Raw genomic sequence first — 17,182 nt, 5'->3', positions numbered from 1 at the left:
TCTTCGTTATTTAATACTATTGTTTATTTTTAATGAAGCGTAAAATTATACATGTAGATATGGATGCTTTTTTTGCCTCTGTAGAGCAGCTTGATTTCCCTGAATTAAGAGGAAAAGCTATCGCAGTCGGTGGAGGTGAGTCTAGGGGAGTAGTTGCTGCAGCTAGTTATCAAGCAAGGGCATTTGGGGTAAGAAGTGCTATGAGTGGCATTCAAGCAAAGAAAAACTGCCCTGAGCTTATATTTGTAAAACCTAGATTCTCTAGGTATAAAGAAATATCACTAAAAATTAGGGATATTTTTCATCAGTATACTGATTTAGTAGAACCCTTATCTTTAGATGAAGCATTTTTAGATGTGACAGTTAATAAAATAAATTGTCCTAGTGCTACGCTAATTGCAACTAAAATTCGGCAACAAATTTTTGAGCAACTGCATTTACATGCTTCTGCGGGAATTTCTGTGAATAAGTTTTTGGCAAAAATTGCTTCCGATATAAACAAGCCTAATGGACAAATGACTATTGGTCCAGATCAAGTCGAAAGCTTTTTAGAGGATCTTGAAATAAAGAAATTTTATGGCATTGGACGTAAAACTGCTCAACGAATGTATCATATGGGAATTTTTAAAGGCAGGGATCTCAAATTAAAGTCAAAAGAATTTTTACAGGAGAATTTTGGCAAGGCTGGTTTAGAATACTATCATATCGTAAGGGGAATTCACAATAGTCCAGTAGTTACTAATAGACAAGTTAAATCAGTTGGGACCGAAAGAACCTTTTCAGAAAACTTATCTTCTGAAGTCTTTATAATAGATAAAATACAATGGGTTGTAGAGGAGTTATCCCTGCGTTTAAAAAAGCAAAACGTAAAGGGTAAAACCATTACACTAAAAATAAAGTATGCAGATTTCCTACAACAAACCAGAAGTAAGACTTTACCCTATTATATTGATGACAGTTCTATGATTTTCGATTTAGTGAAGGAACTACTTTATCAAGAAAAACTAAAGGACTCTGTTCGATTAGTGGGGGTTTCTCTTTCTAACTTAAACAATAATATTCCAACAAAACCAATTGCAATTCAGCTGCAATTTGATTTTTAAATTACAATATGACACAACCAGATTATTTAAAAAAAGGAGACAAAGTAGCCATTGTTTGTACGGCAAGAAAATTTAGTTCACAAGAAGCCCAGCAAGCTTTAAAATTATTAGAGTCTTGGGGATTAATTGGTGTGCTAGGAGAAACAATAGATGTAGATTGTAATCAATTAGGAGGTACCGATAAACAACGCATTAAGGATTTTAACGCTCAATTAGCTGATCCTTCTATTAAGGCGATTTGGTGCGCTCGTGGTGGTTATGGTACGGTGCGTATTATTGATCATATTGATTTTAGTTTGCTAGAACAAAATCCTAAGTGGGTTATTGGCTTCAGTGATGTTAGTGTACTTCATTGTCATATAAATCAATTTAAGATACCAACTATTCATGGAATTATGGCCTTTAGTGTTGCTAATTCTACGCAAGAGTCTTTGGATAGCTTATATGCTGCATTATTCGGAAAGGCTATGGAGTATTCTATAGAGAGCTCTAAGCAAAATATTCAAGGGGAAGCTACTGCAGAATTAGTAGGAGGTAACTTATCGATTCTTTATAGTTTACTAGGCTCCGTATCTTCTTTAGATACGAAGGGGAAAATACTTTTTATAGAAGATTTAGATGAGTATTTATACCACGTGGATAGAATGATGTATAATTTGGATCGCAATGGATTACTTAAAGATTTAAAAGGTTTAATTGTTGGAGGAATGACTAAGATGCATGATAATCAAATTCCTTTTGGACAAGATGCCAAACAAATTGTACTTAGTTTTGCAAAAAAGCACCAATTTCCAGTTGTTTTCGATTTTCCAGCAGGTCATGACAAAGAAAATTACGCTTTAATTTTCGGACAAAAAGTAAAATTAGTAGTAACAAAGCAGGAATCCACTTTAACGTTCCTCGAAGTTTAGTATTGCTAATTCTTTAATGGAGAAATTTTATAGACGTTGTTTTTATATATTTCTTTGTGTTTTTGTTAATTTTAGTATTATTATTTAAAATATAAATGTCATTTATAGATGTAGATTTATATCTAATTGATTTAGTTGCGAATATATTTCTATGTTCTACTTTCTTATTTATAAAAAGTCTTAATAAAGCTTGTTTGTTATTTAGAATCAATATACATTTGCCTTAAATTTAAATAAGTCTAAATAAGATAGGTTGAAAATGAAAGTATTTAATGTTTTTATGTTTTGTGTTTGCTGGGTAATAGGAGTTGCTGGGCAAAATTCTATTGTAAAAGGTAAGTTAGTGGACCAAAATAACAAACCAGTAGCTTTTGCTACAGTTATATTGGAAGGGACTACAACAGGAGTAACCAGTGGTGATTCTGGCGAGTATGTTCTATCTAACGTAAAGCCAGGAAAGTACAATTTAAAAGTTAGCTTTATCGGATTTGTGACTGCTTCAAAAGCAATACAAGTTTCTAAAAAGGAAGAGGTTTTTAATTTCGTATTAGAACATGATAATAGTACTCTTTCTAATATCACTATTTATGGAAAATCAAACAAAAATGTTAAGCAAGTTCAGAACTTAACAAGATTGCCTTTACCTATTCAAGATCAGATTCAAAATATTACAATTGTTTCCGACCAAGTGATTCAAGAACAAGGTGCTTTAAGTATTACAGATGCAGCAAGAAACGTGGCTGGGGTAACGCAATTTGCTACTTATGGAGGAGTAAATGAAAGTATGAGTATTAGAGGGTTTAGAGGAACTCCTGTTTTAAAAAATGGAGTAGCTTTAGATTCTGACTTCCGTACATCTTCAGCAATTTCAGATATGCAAGGAGTGGAGAGCATCCAAGTATTGAAAGGGTCTGCTTCTATTGGACAAGGAATTGGAAATGGTTTAGGTAGTGCCGGTGGAGTTATTAATGTTATAACAAAAACACCAAACTTTAGAAATAAAAGAGAAATAGGATTCAGAGCTGGTTCATACGGGCAAATTCGTCCAACAGTGGATATTGAGCAAATTTTAGATAAGAAAGAAACGATTTCTTTGCGTTTTAATGGTGCTTATGAAAAAAACGATGGATACCGTATTCACACAGGAAGTGATAAGTTTTATGTAAACCCATCTCTTACGTATAAAATTGATGATAAAACAACTATTACTGCTGAGTTTGATTATTTAAAAAGTAATGCTGTACCAGATAGAGGAACGGTAAACTTAGGACCAGACACAGAGAATCGTCTTTATAAAATGCCTCATGATAAATTCTTAGGATTTAAAGGGGACTATTATGATTCTCAAGTGATGACCTATGGAGTTCGTTTTCAAAGAGAACTTTCTGATAAATTAAGCTTAAGAGTTTCTTCTTTTACAGCAGAAAGAAAAGTTGATCAAAGAGGTGCTACAGTTAGTAAAGCTAACCCTAAAGGAACTACTGTAGATGAATTAAAATGGATCAATAGAGGAATTAGCAAAAGTAAAACTAAAGACCAAAACTCTGTTGTACAAGTTGATTTAGTAGGTAAGGATATTGTAACAGGTTTTGCAAAACATACTTTTCAAGTAGGTTTCGACTTTAGACAAAGTCAAGTTACTTCAGATGCATTTAACACAGTTTACAAAGGAGAAGTTCTTGGTAAAAATGGTAAAATTGACACTATCGATGTATTAGGGGATATTCCTAATGAAAATCCAACTGACCTACATTTTACTGCTAGTGGTCAAACTATTGTAACTACTCCTACTTATGGATTCATGGCTCAAGATTATGTAGAGCTTGGACAATATGTTAGAGCATTGGTTGGGGTACGTTATAGCCGTTTAAATGGAGTTAATACAGAAAATGCAACAGTAGATAGATGGAACCCAATTTTTGGATTAATCGTTAGCCCAACGGAAAACATTAATTTATTTGGTTCATATACTACAACAACAAGTTTAAGACAATCTAATAATAAACTAGAATCAGGTGGTTTTGCAGGTCCACAAGACACACAACAAGTGGAGTTTGGAGTTAAATCAAGTTGGTTAAACGATCAACTATTAGTAAATGTTACTTATTTTGACGCTACTAATAAAAATATTTTAGCTCAAGTTTACAATCCAAATGGTTCTGCAGTTCCTGAAACTTTTGAAAAAGCGGGAGATCTTGCTAGAAGAGGAGTTGAGGTTGATATTAATGGTAAAATTACCAATAATTTAGAATTAATGGTAGGGTATGCTTTCTTAGATGCAAAGTATAAAGGAAGCCCAATCTATCAAGAAGGGTCAGCACCAATGAATGCTCCAGCACATACAGCTAATGGTTGGTTAAATTATAAATTAAACGATGGTTCTCTTAAAGGTCTTTCTTTTGGAGCTGGGGTTTACTTTGTAGGAAAAAGACCAGTGAATGAGTTTAACTTAAAACCAGACGCTCATGGAAGTATGGTAGGAGAAAGACCATTCGATATGCCTGACTATACTACAGTAAATGCGCAAATCGCTTATAGTTATAAAAATGCTACATTAAGAGTTTATGCTAATAACATCTTTAATAAGACAGGATATACTTCTTATTACCGTGGAGGTTATATCAACGAAACAGCTCCTCGTAATTTTGCAGCACAGTTAACGTACAGATTTTAGTAAGAGTGAAAGTTAGTTAGTTTCAGAAGTTATATAATATTCGCTTAAAACGAGATAGACTCCTTCTATCTCGTTTTTTTATATACTTGTAACCTAGGTGTTCATAAATTTTAAATCAAGAAACTCTAAAAAGCTCAATAGGAACTTAAAGTATAACATTTCTTTATAATTGTACTGTTTTTTTCATCGATAAAAAGAGTAACTTTGCTATATAACCAAATTTAGATTTATTATTATGTATCCACAAGAAATAGTAAACCCAATGCGTCAGGAGTTAATTGATGCAGGATTCGAATCATTAAGTACTGCTGAGGAGGTAGAGCAAGCTCTAGCTAGAACAGGTACAACTTTAGTGGTTGTAAACTCGGTTTGTGGTTGTGCAGCTAGAAATGCAAGACCAGGAGCTATCAATAGTTTAAAAGGAGATAAAAAACCTACAAATATTATCACTGTATTTGCTGGTGTAGATAAAGATGCTGTTGATGTTGCTCGTAAGCATATGTTCCCTTTCCCTCCATCTTCGCCGAGTATGGCTTTGTTTAAAGATGGAGAATTAGTACATATGTTAGAAAGACATCATATTGAAGGACATTCTGCTGAGATTATCACAGAAAACTTAATGGATGCTTTCAAAGAATATTGTTAAAAATTATGACCACCTATAAGGTGGTCTTTTTTTTAAGTGTATATTTGCTTATTAGTTATTTAGTAATAATGCAGAAAATTATCTCTTACCCGTTATCTATTATTTTTATTTTATTAGTTTTTATTGTTCTAATAATTTTTCATGTATTTCAGTGGGTCGCCTTTAATGTATTTGGTTATAATAGTCATAAAAAGGTAGTGGATCTTATGGTATGGACTTTAATGAAGTGTGGATTGGTATTAGGGACAACCTTTAAATTAAGAGGAGATGTAGATCTTCCTACAGATAGGCCTATTATTTTTGTTTCCAATCATCAAAGTATGTTTGACATACCAATGATAATTTGGTTTTTCAGAAAGAACCATCCAAAGTTTGTAAGTAAGAAAGAGTTGGGTAAAGGTATTCCAAGTGTTTCTTATAATTTGACACATGGTGGGTCTGTATTAATTGATCGTAAGGACGCAAAACAGGCTCTAACAGAGATAAAGAAATTAGGTCAATATATATCTAAACACAATCGCTCTGCTGTAATATTCCCCGAAGGAACTAGAAGTAGAGATGGGAAGTTAAAACGTTTCTCTGAAAATGGATTAAAGATGCTTTGTAAGTTTTCACCTAATTCTTATATCGTACCTCTTACCATTAATAATTCTTGGAAGTTGTTCCGATTTGGAAACTTTCCTTTAGGATTAAATGCTAAAATTGAAATTTTTGCACATCCTTATTTTAAATCTGAAGATTATAGTTTTGAGGAAACTTTTGAAAGAGTTCAAGAGCAAATCGGATCTAAACTAAATTAATATTTAATTATCTGTTTAAAAAGGAATTTTAGTAATTCACTTTTGAAATGGATATAAAATCTTTTATTATGTCGATTAAAAATGTACGTCTCGAAGTAATGCAATTCTTAGAGAAAAATATCGATAATTTTGTTGAAAATTATCTTATACCTGTGGAGAAGATATGGCAGCCTTCTGATCTATTACCAGATTCAGAAAGTGAAAACTTCATTGAAGAGGTTAAAGAGCTGCGCGAATATGCAAAGGAATTGCCTTACGATTTTTGGGTAACTCTTGTTGGAGATACTATTACAGAAGAAGCCTTGCCTACTTATGAGTCTTGGCTTATGGATGTAGAAGGTGTTAACCAAAAAGAAGGAGAAGGTGGAAATGGATGGGCAAAATGGATTCGTCACTGGACAGGAGAAGAAAACCGTCATGGAGACCTTTTAAATAAGTACTTATATCTTTCTGGACGTGTAGATATGAAGCAAGTAGAAATCACAACACACCACCTTATAAATGATGGTTTTGATCCAGGCACAGACCGTGACCCTTACAAAAACTTTATTTTTACGAGTTTTCAGGAATTAGCTACTTATATTTCCCATCATAGAGTGGCAAAATTAGCTAAGACTTATGGAGATCATAAACTTTCAAAGATTTGTCGTTTAATCGCTGGTGATGAAATGAGACACCACCATGCTTACTCGGAGTTTGTAGAGAGAATTTTCGAAGTTGACCCAAGTGAGATGATGTTGGCTTTTGTAGATATGATGAAGCGTAAAATTACCATGCCTGCCAACTTGATTAGAGAATCAGGAGGTAAAATGGGAGATGCTTTTGAAAAGTTCTCTGATTCCGCTCAAAGAATTGGAGTTTACACGGCTTTTGACTATATTGATATTATGGAGAAATTAATTGATAGATGGAATATCTCTCAAATTAACAACCTAACAGATGATGCCGAGAAAGCACGTGATTACTTAATGAAACTGCCTGCTCGTATGCATAGAGTTGCAGAGAGAATGGTTATTGAAAAAGAACCTGAAACCTTTAAATGGGTTAGACCCGCACTTATAGTGTAATGGATTAATATTTTTTTGATGAAAGACGAACAATTAATTGAGCAAGTTAGTTTCCAAGTTGAATTAGCACTTAAAGACAATGAAAGTGGGCATGATTGGTTCCATATTCAAAGAGTATATAATAATGCCATTTATATCGCTAAATTAGAACAAGGATGTAACTTATTAGTTGTTCAGTTATTAGCTTTGTTACACGATATAGCTGACAGTAAATTCCATAATGGAGATGAAACAGTTGGGCCTAAAAAAGCTAGGGAGTTACTTGAAGAGTTTCAAGTAGAACAATCTGTGATTGACCATGTAATTCTTGGTATTGAAAATATCTCTTTCAAAGGAGGAAATTTCAATAGGACCTTTACCAGTAAAGAATTAGATATTGTTCAAGATGCGGATCGCTTAGATGCTATTGGAGCTATTGGTATTGCTAGGGCTTTTAATTATGGAGGGTATAAAAATAATACCATCCATGATCCAAGCGAGGAGCCATTGTTAACCATGAGCAAAGAGCAATACAAAAAGCACAAAGGCACGACGATAAATCATTTTTACGAAAAATTATTTCGATTAAAAGACTTGATGAATACCCAAGCAGGTAAAGAATTGGCAGAGCAAAGACACCAGTATATGGAGAATTTTCTAAGCCAGTTTTACTATGAATGGGAATTAAAATAATAAAAAAAGGAGCTATTAAGCTCCTTTTTTTATTTCACTTGAGAAATTCTCAGGGTGTTAACCATTCCTTTCTCTATAATTGGCATTGCTGCAAGGTTAATTACCATGTCACCTGGCGTGGCATATCCTTTTTCTATGACCATATGGTTGATATCTTCAATGGTCTCATCTGTACTTACAAATTTATCGTAATAGAAGGCTTGAACTCCCCATAATAGGTTTAATTGAGTGATAATTCTTTTATTAGAAGAGAATACCAAAATATTACTATTAGGTCTCCAAGCTGAAATTTGGAAGGCTGTATATCCACTATTTGTTAAAGTACAAATTGCTTTAGCTTCAATATCGTTAGCCATTAAAGCTGCGTGATAACAAATGTTTTTAGTGATATATCGGTTTGTTTTAATTGTAGGTGGACTTTGAGGAACCTTAATAATTGGAGAATCCTCAACACTTTGAATGATTTGAGTCATCTTTTCAATTACCTGTACTGGGTAACTTCCTACAGAAGTTTCTCCTGAAAGCATTACAGCATCTGCTCCATCCATAACAGAGTTCGCAACGTCGTTGACTTCTGCTCTTGTTGGAGTTAAACTAGAAATCATTGTTTCCATCATTTGGGTTGCAATAATAACAGGAATTCTCGCATTTTTAGCAACAATTACTAGTTGTTTTTGAATTAAAGGAACCTCTTGTGCTGGGATTTCAACTCCTAAATCTCCACGAGCAACCATTAAACCATCACAGCTAGTAACAATTTGCTCTATATTTTTTACTGCTTCAGGTTTTTCAATCTTAGCAATAATAGGAATTTTGTGATCAGAATGCTCTTGAATCAAAGCTTGTAAATCTTTTAAATCCTCCGGTGTTCTTACAAAGGATAATGCAATCCAATCTACTTGGGATTTAATTGCAAAAATGGCATCTTTGATATCTTTCTCTGTTAAAGCAGGTAAAGATACCTTTGTCATAGGTAAGTTAACTCCTTTTTTAGACTTCAAAGGACCACCTTGTATTACTTTAGCAATTACTTCATCTTCTTTGTTTGTAGAAACAACTTCAAAGATTAATTTACCATCATCCAATAGAATTTGCTCCCCAGGATTTACATCTTGTGGGAATTTTTTATAGTTCATGTAAACGCGATTAGCATCTCCTTTGAACTCTTCTTTTGTAGAGAAAGTAATGTGATCTCCTGGATTAACAATAACATCCTCTGCCATTATACCAACACGTAGTTTTGGACCTTGTAAATCCCCTAAAATAGATGTTGTATAGCCGTATTGCTTATTTAGCTCACGGATTATATTTATTTTTTCTTGTACATCTTGATAATCTGCATGGGAAAAGTTTATTCTAAAAACGTTTACACCAGCTTTAATCATATCGTGCAACACTTGTTTAGAACTAGATGCTGGACCTAGAGTTGCAACGATTTTTGTCTTTTTTTGTGCTACCATATTTTTAAAAAATTAGGTTTTTTCTATATTTAATTGTCTCTTGCTTTAATTCATAAGCAGCAGAGAAGATTTTTACTGTATTTAATTTTTCTATTATTTTTGAAAGGTCAAAAAATTCATCCGCATCTTCAATTTTAATTAAATAGTCCACATTTTTAAGTTCAGGAACTAGATAACCTTGTTTGGTGATGGCATGTTTTTTCCCAGTAAACAAAGGGGATACTAAGTCAGTATCAGGTTGAATAAATGATTTGTTAGATACTACTTTCCATAGGATATGCAGATCTAAGTCTTCATATTCGAAAATTGAAAATCTAGCATTACCTTCTTCGGTTCGAATGAGGATATCGGAAGGCTGCCTTTCAAGATAAAAATCTAAGATGGTATTGATAGTATAAACCACCTTAAAATCTTCTTTTCTGGAAGAATGTATGGCAATTAATTTATAGTCATCAGTATCAAAGTCGTCTAACTTATATTTTATTACCCCCATATGAGATTTGTATTAGATACAAATATACGATAATTAAAACGATTATTGTTTTTTTTTAATAAAAGGCGTATTACTAGAATGTTAAATTACTAGAAAAAAGAGATTTTACTTTTGTATTTTTTCCTGTAGAGCGAAGTAAGCTCTTTGTGCAGCTTTTTCTTCTGCTTTCTTTTTTGAGGTAGCTCTAGCCTTAGAAACTATCTTCTCATCAATATAAAGACGTACACCAAAGTACTTAAGTTCCTCAGCAGTATCATCCTCATAGGTATCGAATTTGAAAGTGTGTTTAGTTTTCTGACACCATTCGATAAGTAAGCTTTTATAGCTAGTAATTTTAGTTTCTAATTTCTCTATGTCTGCTACTTTAGAAAGTAGTTTGTCATGGATGAATCTTTCGCATGCTGGATAGCCACGGTCTAAATATATGGCTCCAATTAGAGCTTCTAATAAGTTTCCATGGATGTTTTCACCAAATTGTTGGTTACCCATTTTACTTTCGACATTACTAATCAAGTCTAAGCTTTTCCCAAGGTCATTGAGATTTTCCCTTGAAACTATTTTGGAGCGCATTTTAGTTAGATAACCCTCATCGCCATTGGCTACCTGTAAATATAGATAAGAGGCGATAATTGAGCCTAACATTGCATCTCCTAAGAACTCCAATCTTTCATAGTTTATTGGATTTCCATTTTGATCTACGATATTCATAGATCGATGAGTAAAAGCTAATTTATATATAGAAGGATCTAAAGGAGTTACTCCAATTATCTTAGCTATTTTACTAGAAAAATTCCCGTACTTATCAGAAGTACGGGAATTTTTAAAGATTCTATTTAAGAACTTACTCATCATAATGATGTGCTAGTTTTCAAGTTTTTTAACAAGTACACAAGCATTGTGTCCACCAAATCCAAAAGTGTTACTCATTCCAACTTTAATGTCTCTTTTTTGAGCTTTGTTGAAAGTAAAGTTTAATTTAGGATCAATCGCTTCATCATCTGTAAAGTGATTAATTGTCGGTGGGATAATTCCATGTTCTAAAGAAAGGATTACTGAAATTGCTTCGATTACTCCAGCAGCTCCAAGTAAGTGTCCTGTCATAGATTTTGTAGAATTCAAGTTCATGTTATATGCATGATCACCAAATACCTTTAATATCGCTTTTGACTCAGCAATATCTCCTAAAGGCGTTGAAGTTCCGTGTAAGTTTAAAACATCAACATCACTTGGTGAAAGTCCAGCATCACGTAAACAGTTTAGCATAACGTTAGTAGCACCTAAACCTTCTGGGTGTGGTGCAGTTAAATGGTGAGCGTCCGCGGACATTCCACCACCACCAATTTCACAGTATATTTTAGCTCCACGTGCAACAGCATGTTCATACTCCTCTAAAACTAGAGCACCTGCACCTTCTCCTAATACAAATCCTTCACGATCCTTATCCATTGGACGAGATGCAGTTTTAGGATCGTCATTTCTAGTTGAAAGAGCATGCATTGCATTGAAACCTCCAATTCCAGCAATAGTAACTGCTGCCTCAGAACCACCTGTTACAATAATATCAGCCATCCCTAAACGAATATAGTTAAAAGCATCAATAATTGCATTGGTAGATGAAGCACATGCGGAAACAGTTGTGAAATTAGGACCTCTTAAACCGTATTTCATTGAAATATGACCACCTGCTATATCAGCAATCATCTTTGGTATAAAGAATGGATTAAATTTAGGTGTTCCATTACCATTTACGAAGTTCGTTACTTCATTTTGGAAAGTTTCTAGTCCACCAATTCCAGAACCCCAGATTACTCCTGCTCTATCTCTATCGATTGCATCAAGATCTAGTCCTGAATTTTTTATAGCTTCTTCTGCACTCACTAATGCATATTGGGCATAACGATCCATTTTACGTGCTTCTTTTCTTTCAATAAAGTCCTCAACATTAAAGTTCTTTACCTCACACGCAAATTGTGTTTTGAAATTGGTAGCGTCAAAATATGTAATGGGTGCAGCTCCGCTTACTCCATTAATTAGGCTATTCCAATATTCCTGGATATTATTTCCAATAGGAGTAAGTGCACCTAAACCTGTTACAACAACTCGCTTTAATTTCATAAAACTTAAATTTATGGTTTATAATAAAAAAAACCCAATTTTTCACTTTTCAAAAAGGAAACATTGGGTTGTTTATTTGATGTATATCGTAGATTGTTAACAATCTGTCCTTTTTTTCTTAAAAATTAGTATACAGCAAAATAATAACGCCCACGTGTTTTGATAAATCGAAACACGTGGGAATCAGTTATTATTTTTTAGCTTCTTCAATATAAGAGATAGCTTGTCCAACTGTAGCGATATTTTCAGCTTGGTCATCTGGAATTTGAATATCAAATTCTTTTTCGAATTCCATGATAAGCTCAACTGTATCTAGTGAATCAGCTCCTAAATCATTAGTGAAGCTTGCTTCTGCTACAACTTCGTTTTCGTCAACACCTAATTTGTCAACGATAATCGCTTTAACTCTTGATGCAATGTCTGACATAATCTTTAATTTTAAATTTAAATTCGTAGGCAAAAATAAAAAACTTTATTTTAAAACCTGATTTTTCATGTTAATTGTCGGTGCGAAATTATGAAAATAATTAATACTTCTCACTATTTTTCTATTTAATGTCACATATTATTCTTTTTTTTGTACTCAGAATGAGTGTATTAAAAAAATAACAAGCTATTTATATATGAAAAAGATCGCTTTATTTGCTTCAGGATCAGGCACTAACGTAGAGAAGATAATAGAATACTTTCAAAGTAAATCTATTGATAATCAATATTTGATTTTAGCTAATAATCCTAATGCTAAGGTAATAGAAAAAGCTGAAAAAAGAAACTTACCTACAAGCATTTTTAATAGAAACATGTTAAATGAGGGGCAAGTGGCGGAAATTTTAGAAGATTTTGCACCTGATTTAATTGTTCTTGCAGGATTTTTATGGAAATTTCCTGAAGATCTTGTTTTGAAGTATCCAAATAAGATTATTAACATTCACCCTGCACTTTTACCTTTATATGGTGGAAAGGGTATGTATGGTCATTTTGTGCATCAAGCTGTACTAGATAATAAAGAGAATTTTACTGGAATAACTATCCATTATGTGAATGAAAATTATGATGAGGGTGGCGTTATTTTCCAAGAGAAAACAGATATTACCGGTTTTGACCAATGGGAACAGATTGCTAAAGCTGTACAAATATTAGAGCATAAGCATTTTCCAGAGGTAATAAATAAGTTGCTATATGGCAAGTAATTCTCCTCAAGTAATTCTGTATACCGATGGTTCCTCTAGGGGTAATCCAGGTCCTGGAGGATATGGATTAATTTTAGAGTGGGCAGGCCGAAATGTTTTTAAGGAGTTTTCTCAAGGTTATCGAAAAACTACTAATAATCGCATGGAGCTCTTAGCAGTTATTGTAGGTTTAGAAAAGCTTAAAAATCCTGGGACACGTGTATTAGTTGTTTCTGACTCTAAATACGTTGTAGATTCTGTTAGTAAAGGATGGGTTTTTAATTGGGTGAAAAAAGATTTTAAAGATAAAAAGAATCCGGATTTGTGGAAACGATTTTTATTGATTTATCAAAAGCATGTTGTTGAATTTCAGTGGGTAAGAGGCCATAATAATCATCCTATGAACGAAAGGTGCGATGAGTTAGCAGTTCAAGCTTCTTTTGATAAGGATGCTTTAGTAGATCTATACTATGAAGAAAATCAATAAAGTAAGTATTTTTAAGAGGTTAAAATTTGTCTATTAATTTCTTTGCACTTATTTTTGAATTAATATACCTTGATTTTGGTAGGATCTATAGTGGTTTTATTACTTAAGAGTAAGAATTTATAGTTATCTTAGTATTTTATAACTATTAAATTTTGTAGCCAAAAAAGTATTGCACTATATTTGCGCCTTTATTTATTAGTAAAAAATATGAACAAATTACTAATTGTGGGTACAGTAGCTTTTGATGCGATAGAGACTCCATTTGGCAAGACAGATAAGATTTTAGGAGGTGCAGCAACTTTTATAGGTTTAGCTGCTTCTTACTTTAATGTACAATCTTCTATTGTTTCCATTGTTGGAGACGACTTTCCTAGTGAGTATTTAGATTTATTGAAAAGCAGAAATATTGATACCTCAGGAATCGAAGTGGTTGAAGGTGGAGAAACTTTTTTCTGGAGTGGAAGATACCATAACGAATTAAATTCGAGAGATACTTTAGAAACTAGATTAAACGTTTTAGAGAACTTTAATCCTATAGTTCCGGAAAATTTCAAAAATGCTGATGTTGTAATGCTTGGTAATTTACATCCAAGTACACAAAAAAGTGTATTGGATCAATTATCAGAGAAGCCTAAGTTGGTTGTACTAGATACTATGAATTTTTGGATGAATTGTGCTTTAGAAGAACTAAAAGAGGTATTAAAACGAGTTGATGTAATTACCATTAATGACGAAGAAGCTAGGCAGTTATCTGGAGAGTATTCTCTAGTTAAAGCGGCAGATGTTATTCAACAAATGGGACCTAAATACGTTGTGATTAAAAAAGGTGAACATGGAGCTTTACTTTTCTGTGAAAAGGAAGTTTTCTTTGCCCCAGCATTACCATTGAAAGAAGTATTTGATCCAACAGGTGCTGGAGATACTTTCGCAGGTGGATTCGCAGGTTATTTAGCTCAAAGTAGTAATGTATCTTTTCATAATATGAAAAATGCCATTATTCACGGATCTAATTTAGCATCTTTTTGTGTGGAGAAATTCGGAACAAAACGAATGGTAACTTTAGAACAAGACGAATTAAAAAATAGATTAACACAATTTAAAACACTTACGCAATTCGATATTGAATTAGCGAAATAATATATTAGAAGCCTCAGTATGGGGCTTTTTTTAATCAAAAAACAAACTTACACACATAACACACACAACTTAATCATGAGTGACGCACTAAAACACGAATGTGGGATAGCATTATTGAGGTTAAAGAAACCTCTATCTTTCTATAAAGAGAAGTATGGAAGTGCTTTCTATCCTATCCAAAAAATGTATTTGTTACTTGAGAAACAGCATAATCGCGGTCAAGATGGAGCTGGATTAGCAAGTATTAAACTTGATATGGAGCCGGGAGAACGATATATTAGTAGAGTTCGCTCAAATCAAAGTCAACCTATCCTTGATATTTTTCAACAGATTAATGGACGTATTAATAAGGAATTAATAGAGCATCCTGAGTATGCAGATGACGTTGATTTACAAAAAAAACATATTCCTTATTTAGGTGAGGTGTTTTTAGGGCATGTGAGATATGGAACTTTTGGAAAGAATAATATCGAGAATGTTCATCCTTTCTTGCGTCAAAACAACTGGATGCACCGTAACTTAATCTTAGCTGGTAACTTTAACTTAACTAACGTTAGGGAGTTATTCCAAGATTTAGTTGCTTTAGGTCAGCACCCTAAAGAAATGACAGATACCATTACAGTCATGGAAAAAATCGGACATTTCTTAGACGATGAAGTTTCTGAGTTATACTATAAAATTAAAGAGGAGGGTTTTTCTAAAAAGGCTGCTTCTCCAAAAATTGGTGAGCGCTTAGACATTGGTAGAATCCTTAAGAGATCATCAAAGAATTGGGATGGTGGTTTCGCTATGGCTGGTATGATTGGACATGGAGACGCTTTTGTTTTACGTGATCCTGCAGGAATCCGCCCAGTTTATTATTTGGATAATGATGAAATTACTGTTGTAGCAAGTGAAAGACCTGTTATTCAGACTGCTTTTAACGTAGGTTTCGATGAAATAAAAGAATTAGATCCGGGAAGTGCTATCATTATTCGCAAAGATGCAAGTGTTCACTTTGAGAAAATATTAGATCCATTACCACTTAGAGCATGTTCTTTCGAGCGTGTTTATTTCTCTAGAGGTAACGATGCTCAAATTTATCAAGAGAGAAAAGATTTAGGAAAATTAATTTTCCCACAAATTCTTGAAGCTATTGATGATGATACTGATAACTCTGTGTTTTCCTATATTCCAAATACCTCAGAAACTTCATTCTTTGGAATGGTAGAAGGGGCACAAGACTTCTTGAATCAACGTAAAATTGCAGATATCCTTGCTAATAAAGAGAATTTATCAGAAGATAAATTAGAGGAAATTTTATCTGTAAAACTTCGTACAGAAAAGATTGCTGTTAAAGATGCTAAATTAAGAACCTTTATTACCGATGATAGCAGTAGAGATGATTTAGTTGCTCATGTATACGATGTAACTTATGGAGTAATTAAACCGACAGATAACCTTGTAATTATTGATGATAGTATTGTAAGGGGAACAACGCTTAAAAAGAGTATAATTCGAATGTTAGATCGTTTGAAACCAAAACAAATAGTCGTTGTTTCAGCAGCTCCTCAAGTTCGTTATCCAGACTGCTATGGTATTGATATGGCTAAATTAGAAGGGCTAATTGCTTTTCAAGCTGCTATAGAGCTTTTAAAAGAACGCGATATGTTTGATGTGGTTGAACAAGTTTATGCTCAATCTAAAGCTCAAGAGCACTTTGAAGATAAAGATGTAGTTAATTATGTTAAGCAAATCTATGCACCTTTTACTACGCAAGAAATTTCGGATAAGATTGCACAGATGGTAACAGACAAAGACGTAACATCAAAAGTGAAAATTGTATTCCAGGAAGTGAAAAACTTACATGTTGCTTGTCCAGATAATACAGGAGACTGGTATTTTACAGGTGATTATCCAACTAAAGGTGGTAATCGCGTTGTAAATAGAGCATTTATAAACTATTTTGAAGGAAGAGATGAAAAACCTTACTAAGGTGAAGTATTTTTATAGTTCTATATAGTAATGGAAAAAACAAGGGGCTGTCTACTCACAATTGAAGACAGCCCTTTTTTTGTTTAATAAATATTGTATTTTACTTGGTATTATTTAATCTGAAATATAAACTATATCTAGTAAATTACTTCTGAATGACAGAGAAGTAACCTTTATGAGACAAACCCTTTGCTTTTTTAAAGAATTTTCAACCAAAAAAAAAGGGGCTGTCTCAAATGAGATAGCCTCTTTTTTGTACTTTTAAGTAAAAAACACCATTATAATTATTTGAATTTCAATCTAATATACTTAAATTAGTATAAGTAATTCAAGTAAATATGGCAAAACAAGCACCACGTTATAGACTTTACGATCAGAATCAAATGAGTTTGATTCCTCATTCTTTGGAAGATTTCATTCCTGCCTTGCATCCAGTACGCATTGTAAATAAGGTTATCGATGAATTGGACTTAA

General features: G+C 33.2%; 16 protein-coding genes. 11 read left to right on the top strand and 5 right to left on the bottom strand.

The window, feature by feature from the left end:
- Window positions 1–32 precede the first annotated feature (32 nt).
- The 7 genes from dinB (at window position 33) to ACYSNX_RS08765 (ending at window position 7,873) form a co-directional block, all read left to right on the top strand.
- On the top strand, window positions 33–1,103 hold the full coding sequence (gene dinB, locus ACYSNX_RS08795; protein WP_461754306.1) for a DNA polymerase IV: 1,071 nt from the start codon (window positions 33–35) through the stop codon (window positions 1,101–1,103).
- Between the two features lie 8 nt (window positions 1,104–1,111).
- A complete protein-coding gene (locus ACYSNX_RS08790; RefSeq protein WP_461754305.1) occupies window positions 1,112–2,014 on the top strand; it encodes a S66 peptidase family protein in 903 nt (300 codons plus the stop codon).
- 259 nt (window positions 2,015–2,273) lie between these two features.
- The gene (locus ACYSNX_RS08785) at window positions 2,274–4,688 is read left to right on the top strand and encodes a TonB-dependent siderophore receptor (protein ID WP_461754304.1); all 2,415 of its coding nucleotides are present in this window, start codon (window positions 2,274–2,276) and stop codon (window positions 4,686–4,688) included.
- Between the two features lie 235 nt (window positions 4,689–4,923).
- The gene (locus tag ACYSNX_RS08780; RefSeq protein WP_461754303.1) at window positions 4,924–5,334 is read left to right on the top strand and encodes a BrxA/BrxB family bacilliredoxin; all 411 of its coding nucleotides are present in this window, start codon (window positions 4,924–4,926) and stop codon (window positions 5,332–5,334) included.
- A 68-nt stretch (window positions 5,335–5,402) separates the two neighbouring features.
- Window positions 5,403–6,134 (top strand): lysophospholipid acyltransferase family protein, encoded by a 732-nt coding sequence (locus ACYSNX_RS08775; RefSeq protein WP_461754302.1) that lies wholly within the window; start codon window positions 5,403–5,405, stop codon window positions 6,132–6,134.
- Between the two features lie 68 nt (window positions 6,135–6,202).
- A complete protein-coding gene (locus tag ACYSNX_RS08770; protein ID WP_461754301.1) occupies window positions 6,203–7,201 on the top strand; it encodes an acyl-ACP desaturase in 999 nt (332 codons plus the stop codon).
- A gap of 18 nt (window positions 7,202–7,219) precedes the next feature.
- On the top strand, window positions 7,220–7,873 hold the full coding sequence (locus ACYSNX_RS08765; RefSeq protein ID WP_461754300.1) for an HD domain-containing protein: 654 nt from the start codon (window positions 7,220–7,222) through the stop codon (window positions 7,871–7,873).
- 29 nt (window positions 7,874–7,902) lie between these two features.
- On the opposite strand, the gene pyk is transcribed toward ACYSNX_RS08765, so the two are convergent.
- The 5 genes from pyk to ACYSNX_RS08740 form a co-directional block, all read right to left on the bottom strand.
- Window positions 7,903–9,333 carry a pyruvate kinase gene (gene pyk, locus ACYSNX_RS08760; RefSeq protein WP_461754299.1) on the bottom strand — a complete coding sequence of 477 codons (1,431 nt, stop codon included), beginning with the start codon at window positions 9,331–9,333 and terminating at the stop codon, window positions 7,903–7,905.
- Between the two features lie 4 nt (window positions 9,334–9,337).
- A complete protein-coding gene (locus tag ACYSNX_RS08755) occupies window positions 9,338–9,826 on the bottom strand; it encodes an IPExxxVDY family protein (RefSeq protein ID WP_461754298.1) in 489 nt (162 codons plus the stop codon).
- A gap of 105 nt (window positions 9,827–9,931) precedes the next feature.
- On the bottom strand, window positions 9,932–10,675 hold the full coding sequence (gene rnc, locus ACYSNX_RS08750; protein ID WP_461754324.1) for a ribonuclease III: 744 nt from the start codon (window positions 10,673–10,675) through the stop codon (window positions 9,932–9,934).
- Window positions 10,676–10,687: 12 nt separating this feature from the next.
- Window positions 10,688–11,941, bottom strand: a complete 1,254-nt coding sequence (gene fabF / locus ACYSNX_RS08745) for a beta-ketoacyl-ACP synthase II (RefSeq protein ID WP_461754297.1) — start codon at window positions 11,939–11,941, stop codon at window positions 10,688–10,690.
- A 190-nt stretch (window positions 11,942–12,131) separates the two neighbouring features.
- Complete coding sequence (locus ACYSNX_RS08740; RefSeq protein WP_002988156.1) at window positions 12,132–12,368, bottom strand: acyl carrier protein; 237 nt, start codon at window positions 12,366–12,368, stop codon at window positions 12,132–12,134.
- A 196-nt stretch (window positions 12,369–12,564) separates the two neighbouring features.
- On the opposite strand from ACYSNX_RS08740, the gene purN reads away from it, so the two are divergent.
- The 4 genes from purN to ACYSNX_RS08720 all read left to right on the top strand — a co-directional run bounded on the left by purN (window position 12,565) and on the right by ACYSNX_RS08720 (window position 16,708).
- Window positions 12,565–13,131, top strand: coding sequence for a phosphoribosylglycinamide formyltransferase (gene purN, locus ACYSNX_RS08735; RefSeq protein WP_461754296.1), 567 nt, complete (start codon window positions 12,565–12,567; stop codon window positions 13,129–13,131).
- The gene (gene rnhA, locus ACYSNX_RS08730) at window positions 13,121–13,597 is read left to right on the top strand and encodes a ribonuclease HI (protein WP_461754295.1); all 477 of its coding nucleotides are present in this window, start codon (window positions 13,121–13,123) and stop codon (window positions 13,595–13,597) included. The genes purN and rnhA overlap by 11 nt, the downstream gene beginning before the upstream one ends.
- Before the next feature lie 207 nt (window positions 13,598–13,804).
- Window positions 13,805–14,734 (top strand): PfkB family carbohydrate kinase, encoded by a 930-nt coding sequence (locus ACYSNX_RS08725; RefSeq protein WP_461754294.1) that lies wholly within the window; start codon window positions 13,805–13,807, stop codon window positions 14,732–14,734.
- A gap of 75 nt (window positions 14,735–14,809) precedes the next feature.
- Window positions 14,810–16,708: an amidophosphoribosyltransferase gene (locus ACYSNX_RS08720; protein WP_461754293.1), complete on the top strand. Its 1,899-nt coding sequence runs from the start codon at window positions 14,810–14,812 to the stop codon at window positions 16,706–16,708.
- The last annotated feature ends 474 nt before the right edge of the window (window positions 16,709–17,182 follow it).

The sequence above is a fragment of the Myroides sp. LJL115 genome (genome assembly GCF_054871665.1).
The sequence above is the reverse complement of the archived record's forward strand: the minus strand, read 5'-3'. Positions and strand labels throughout refer to the sequence as shown.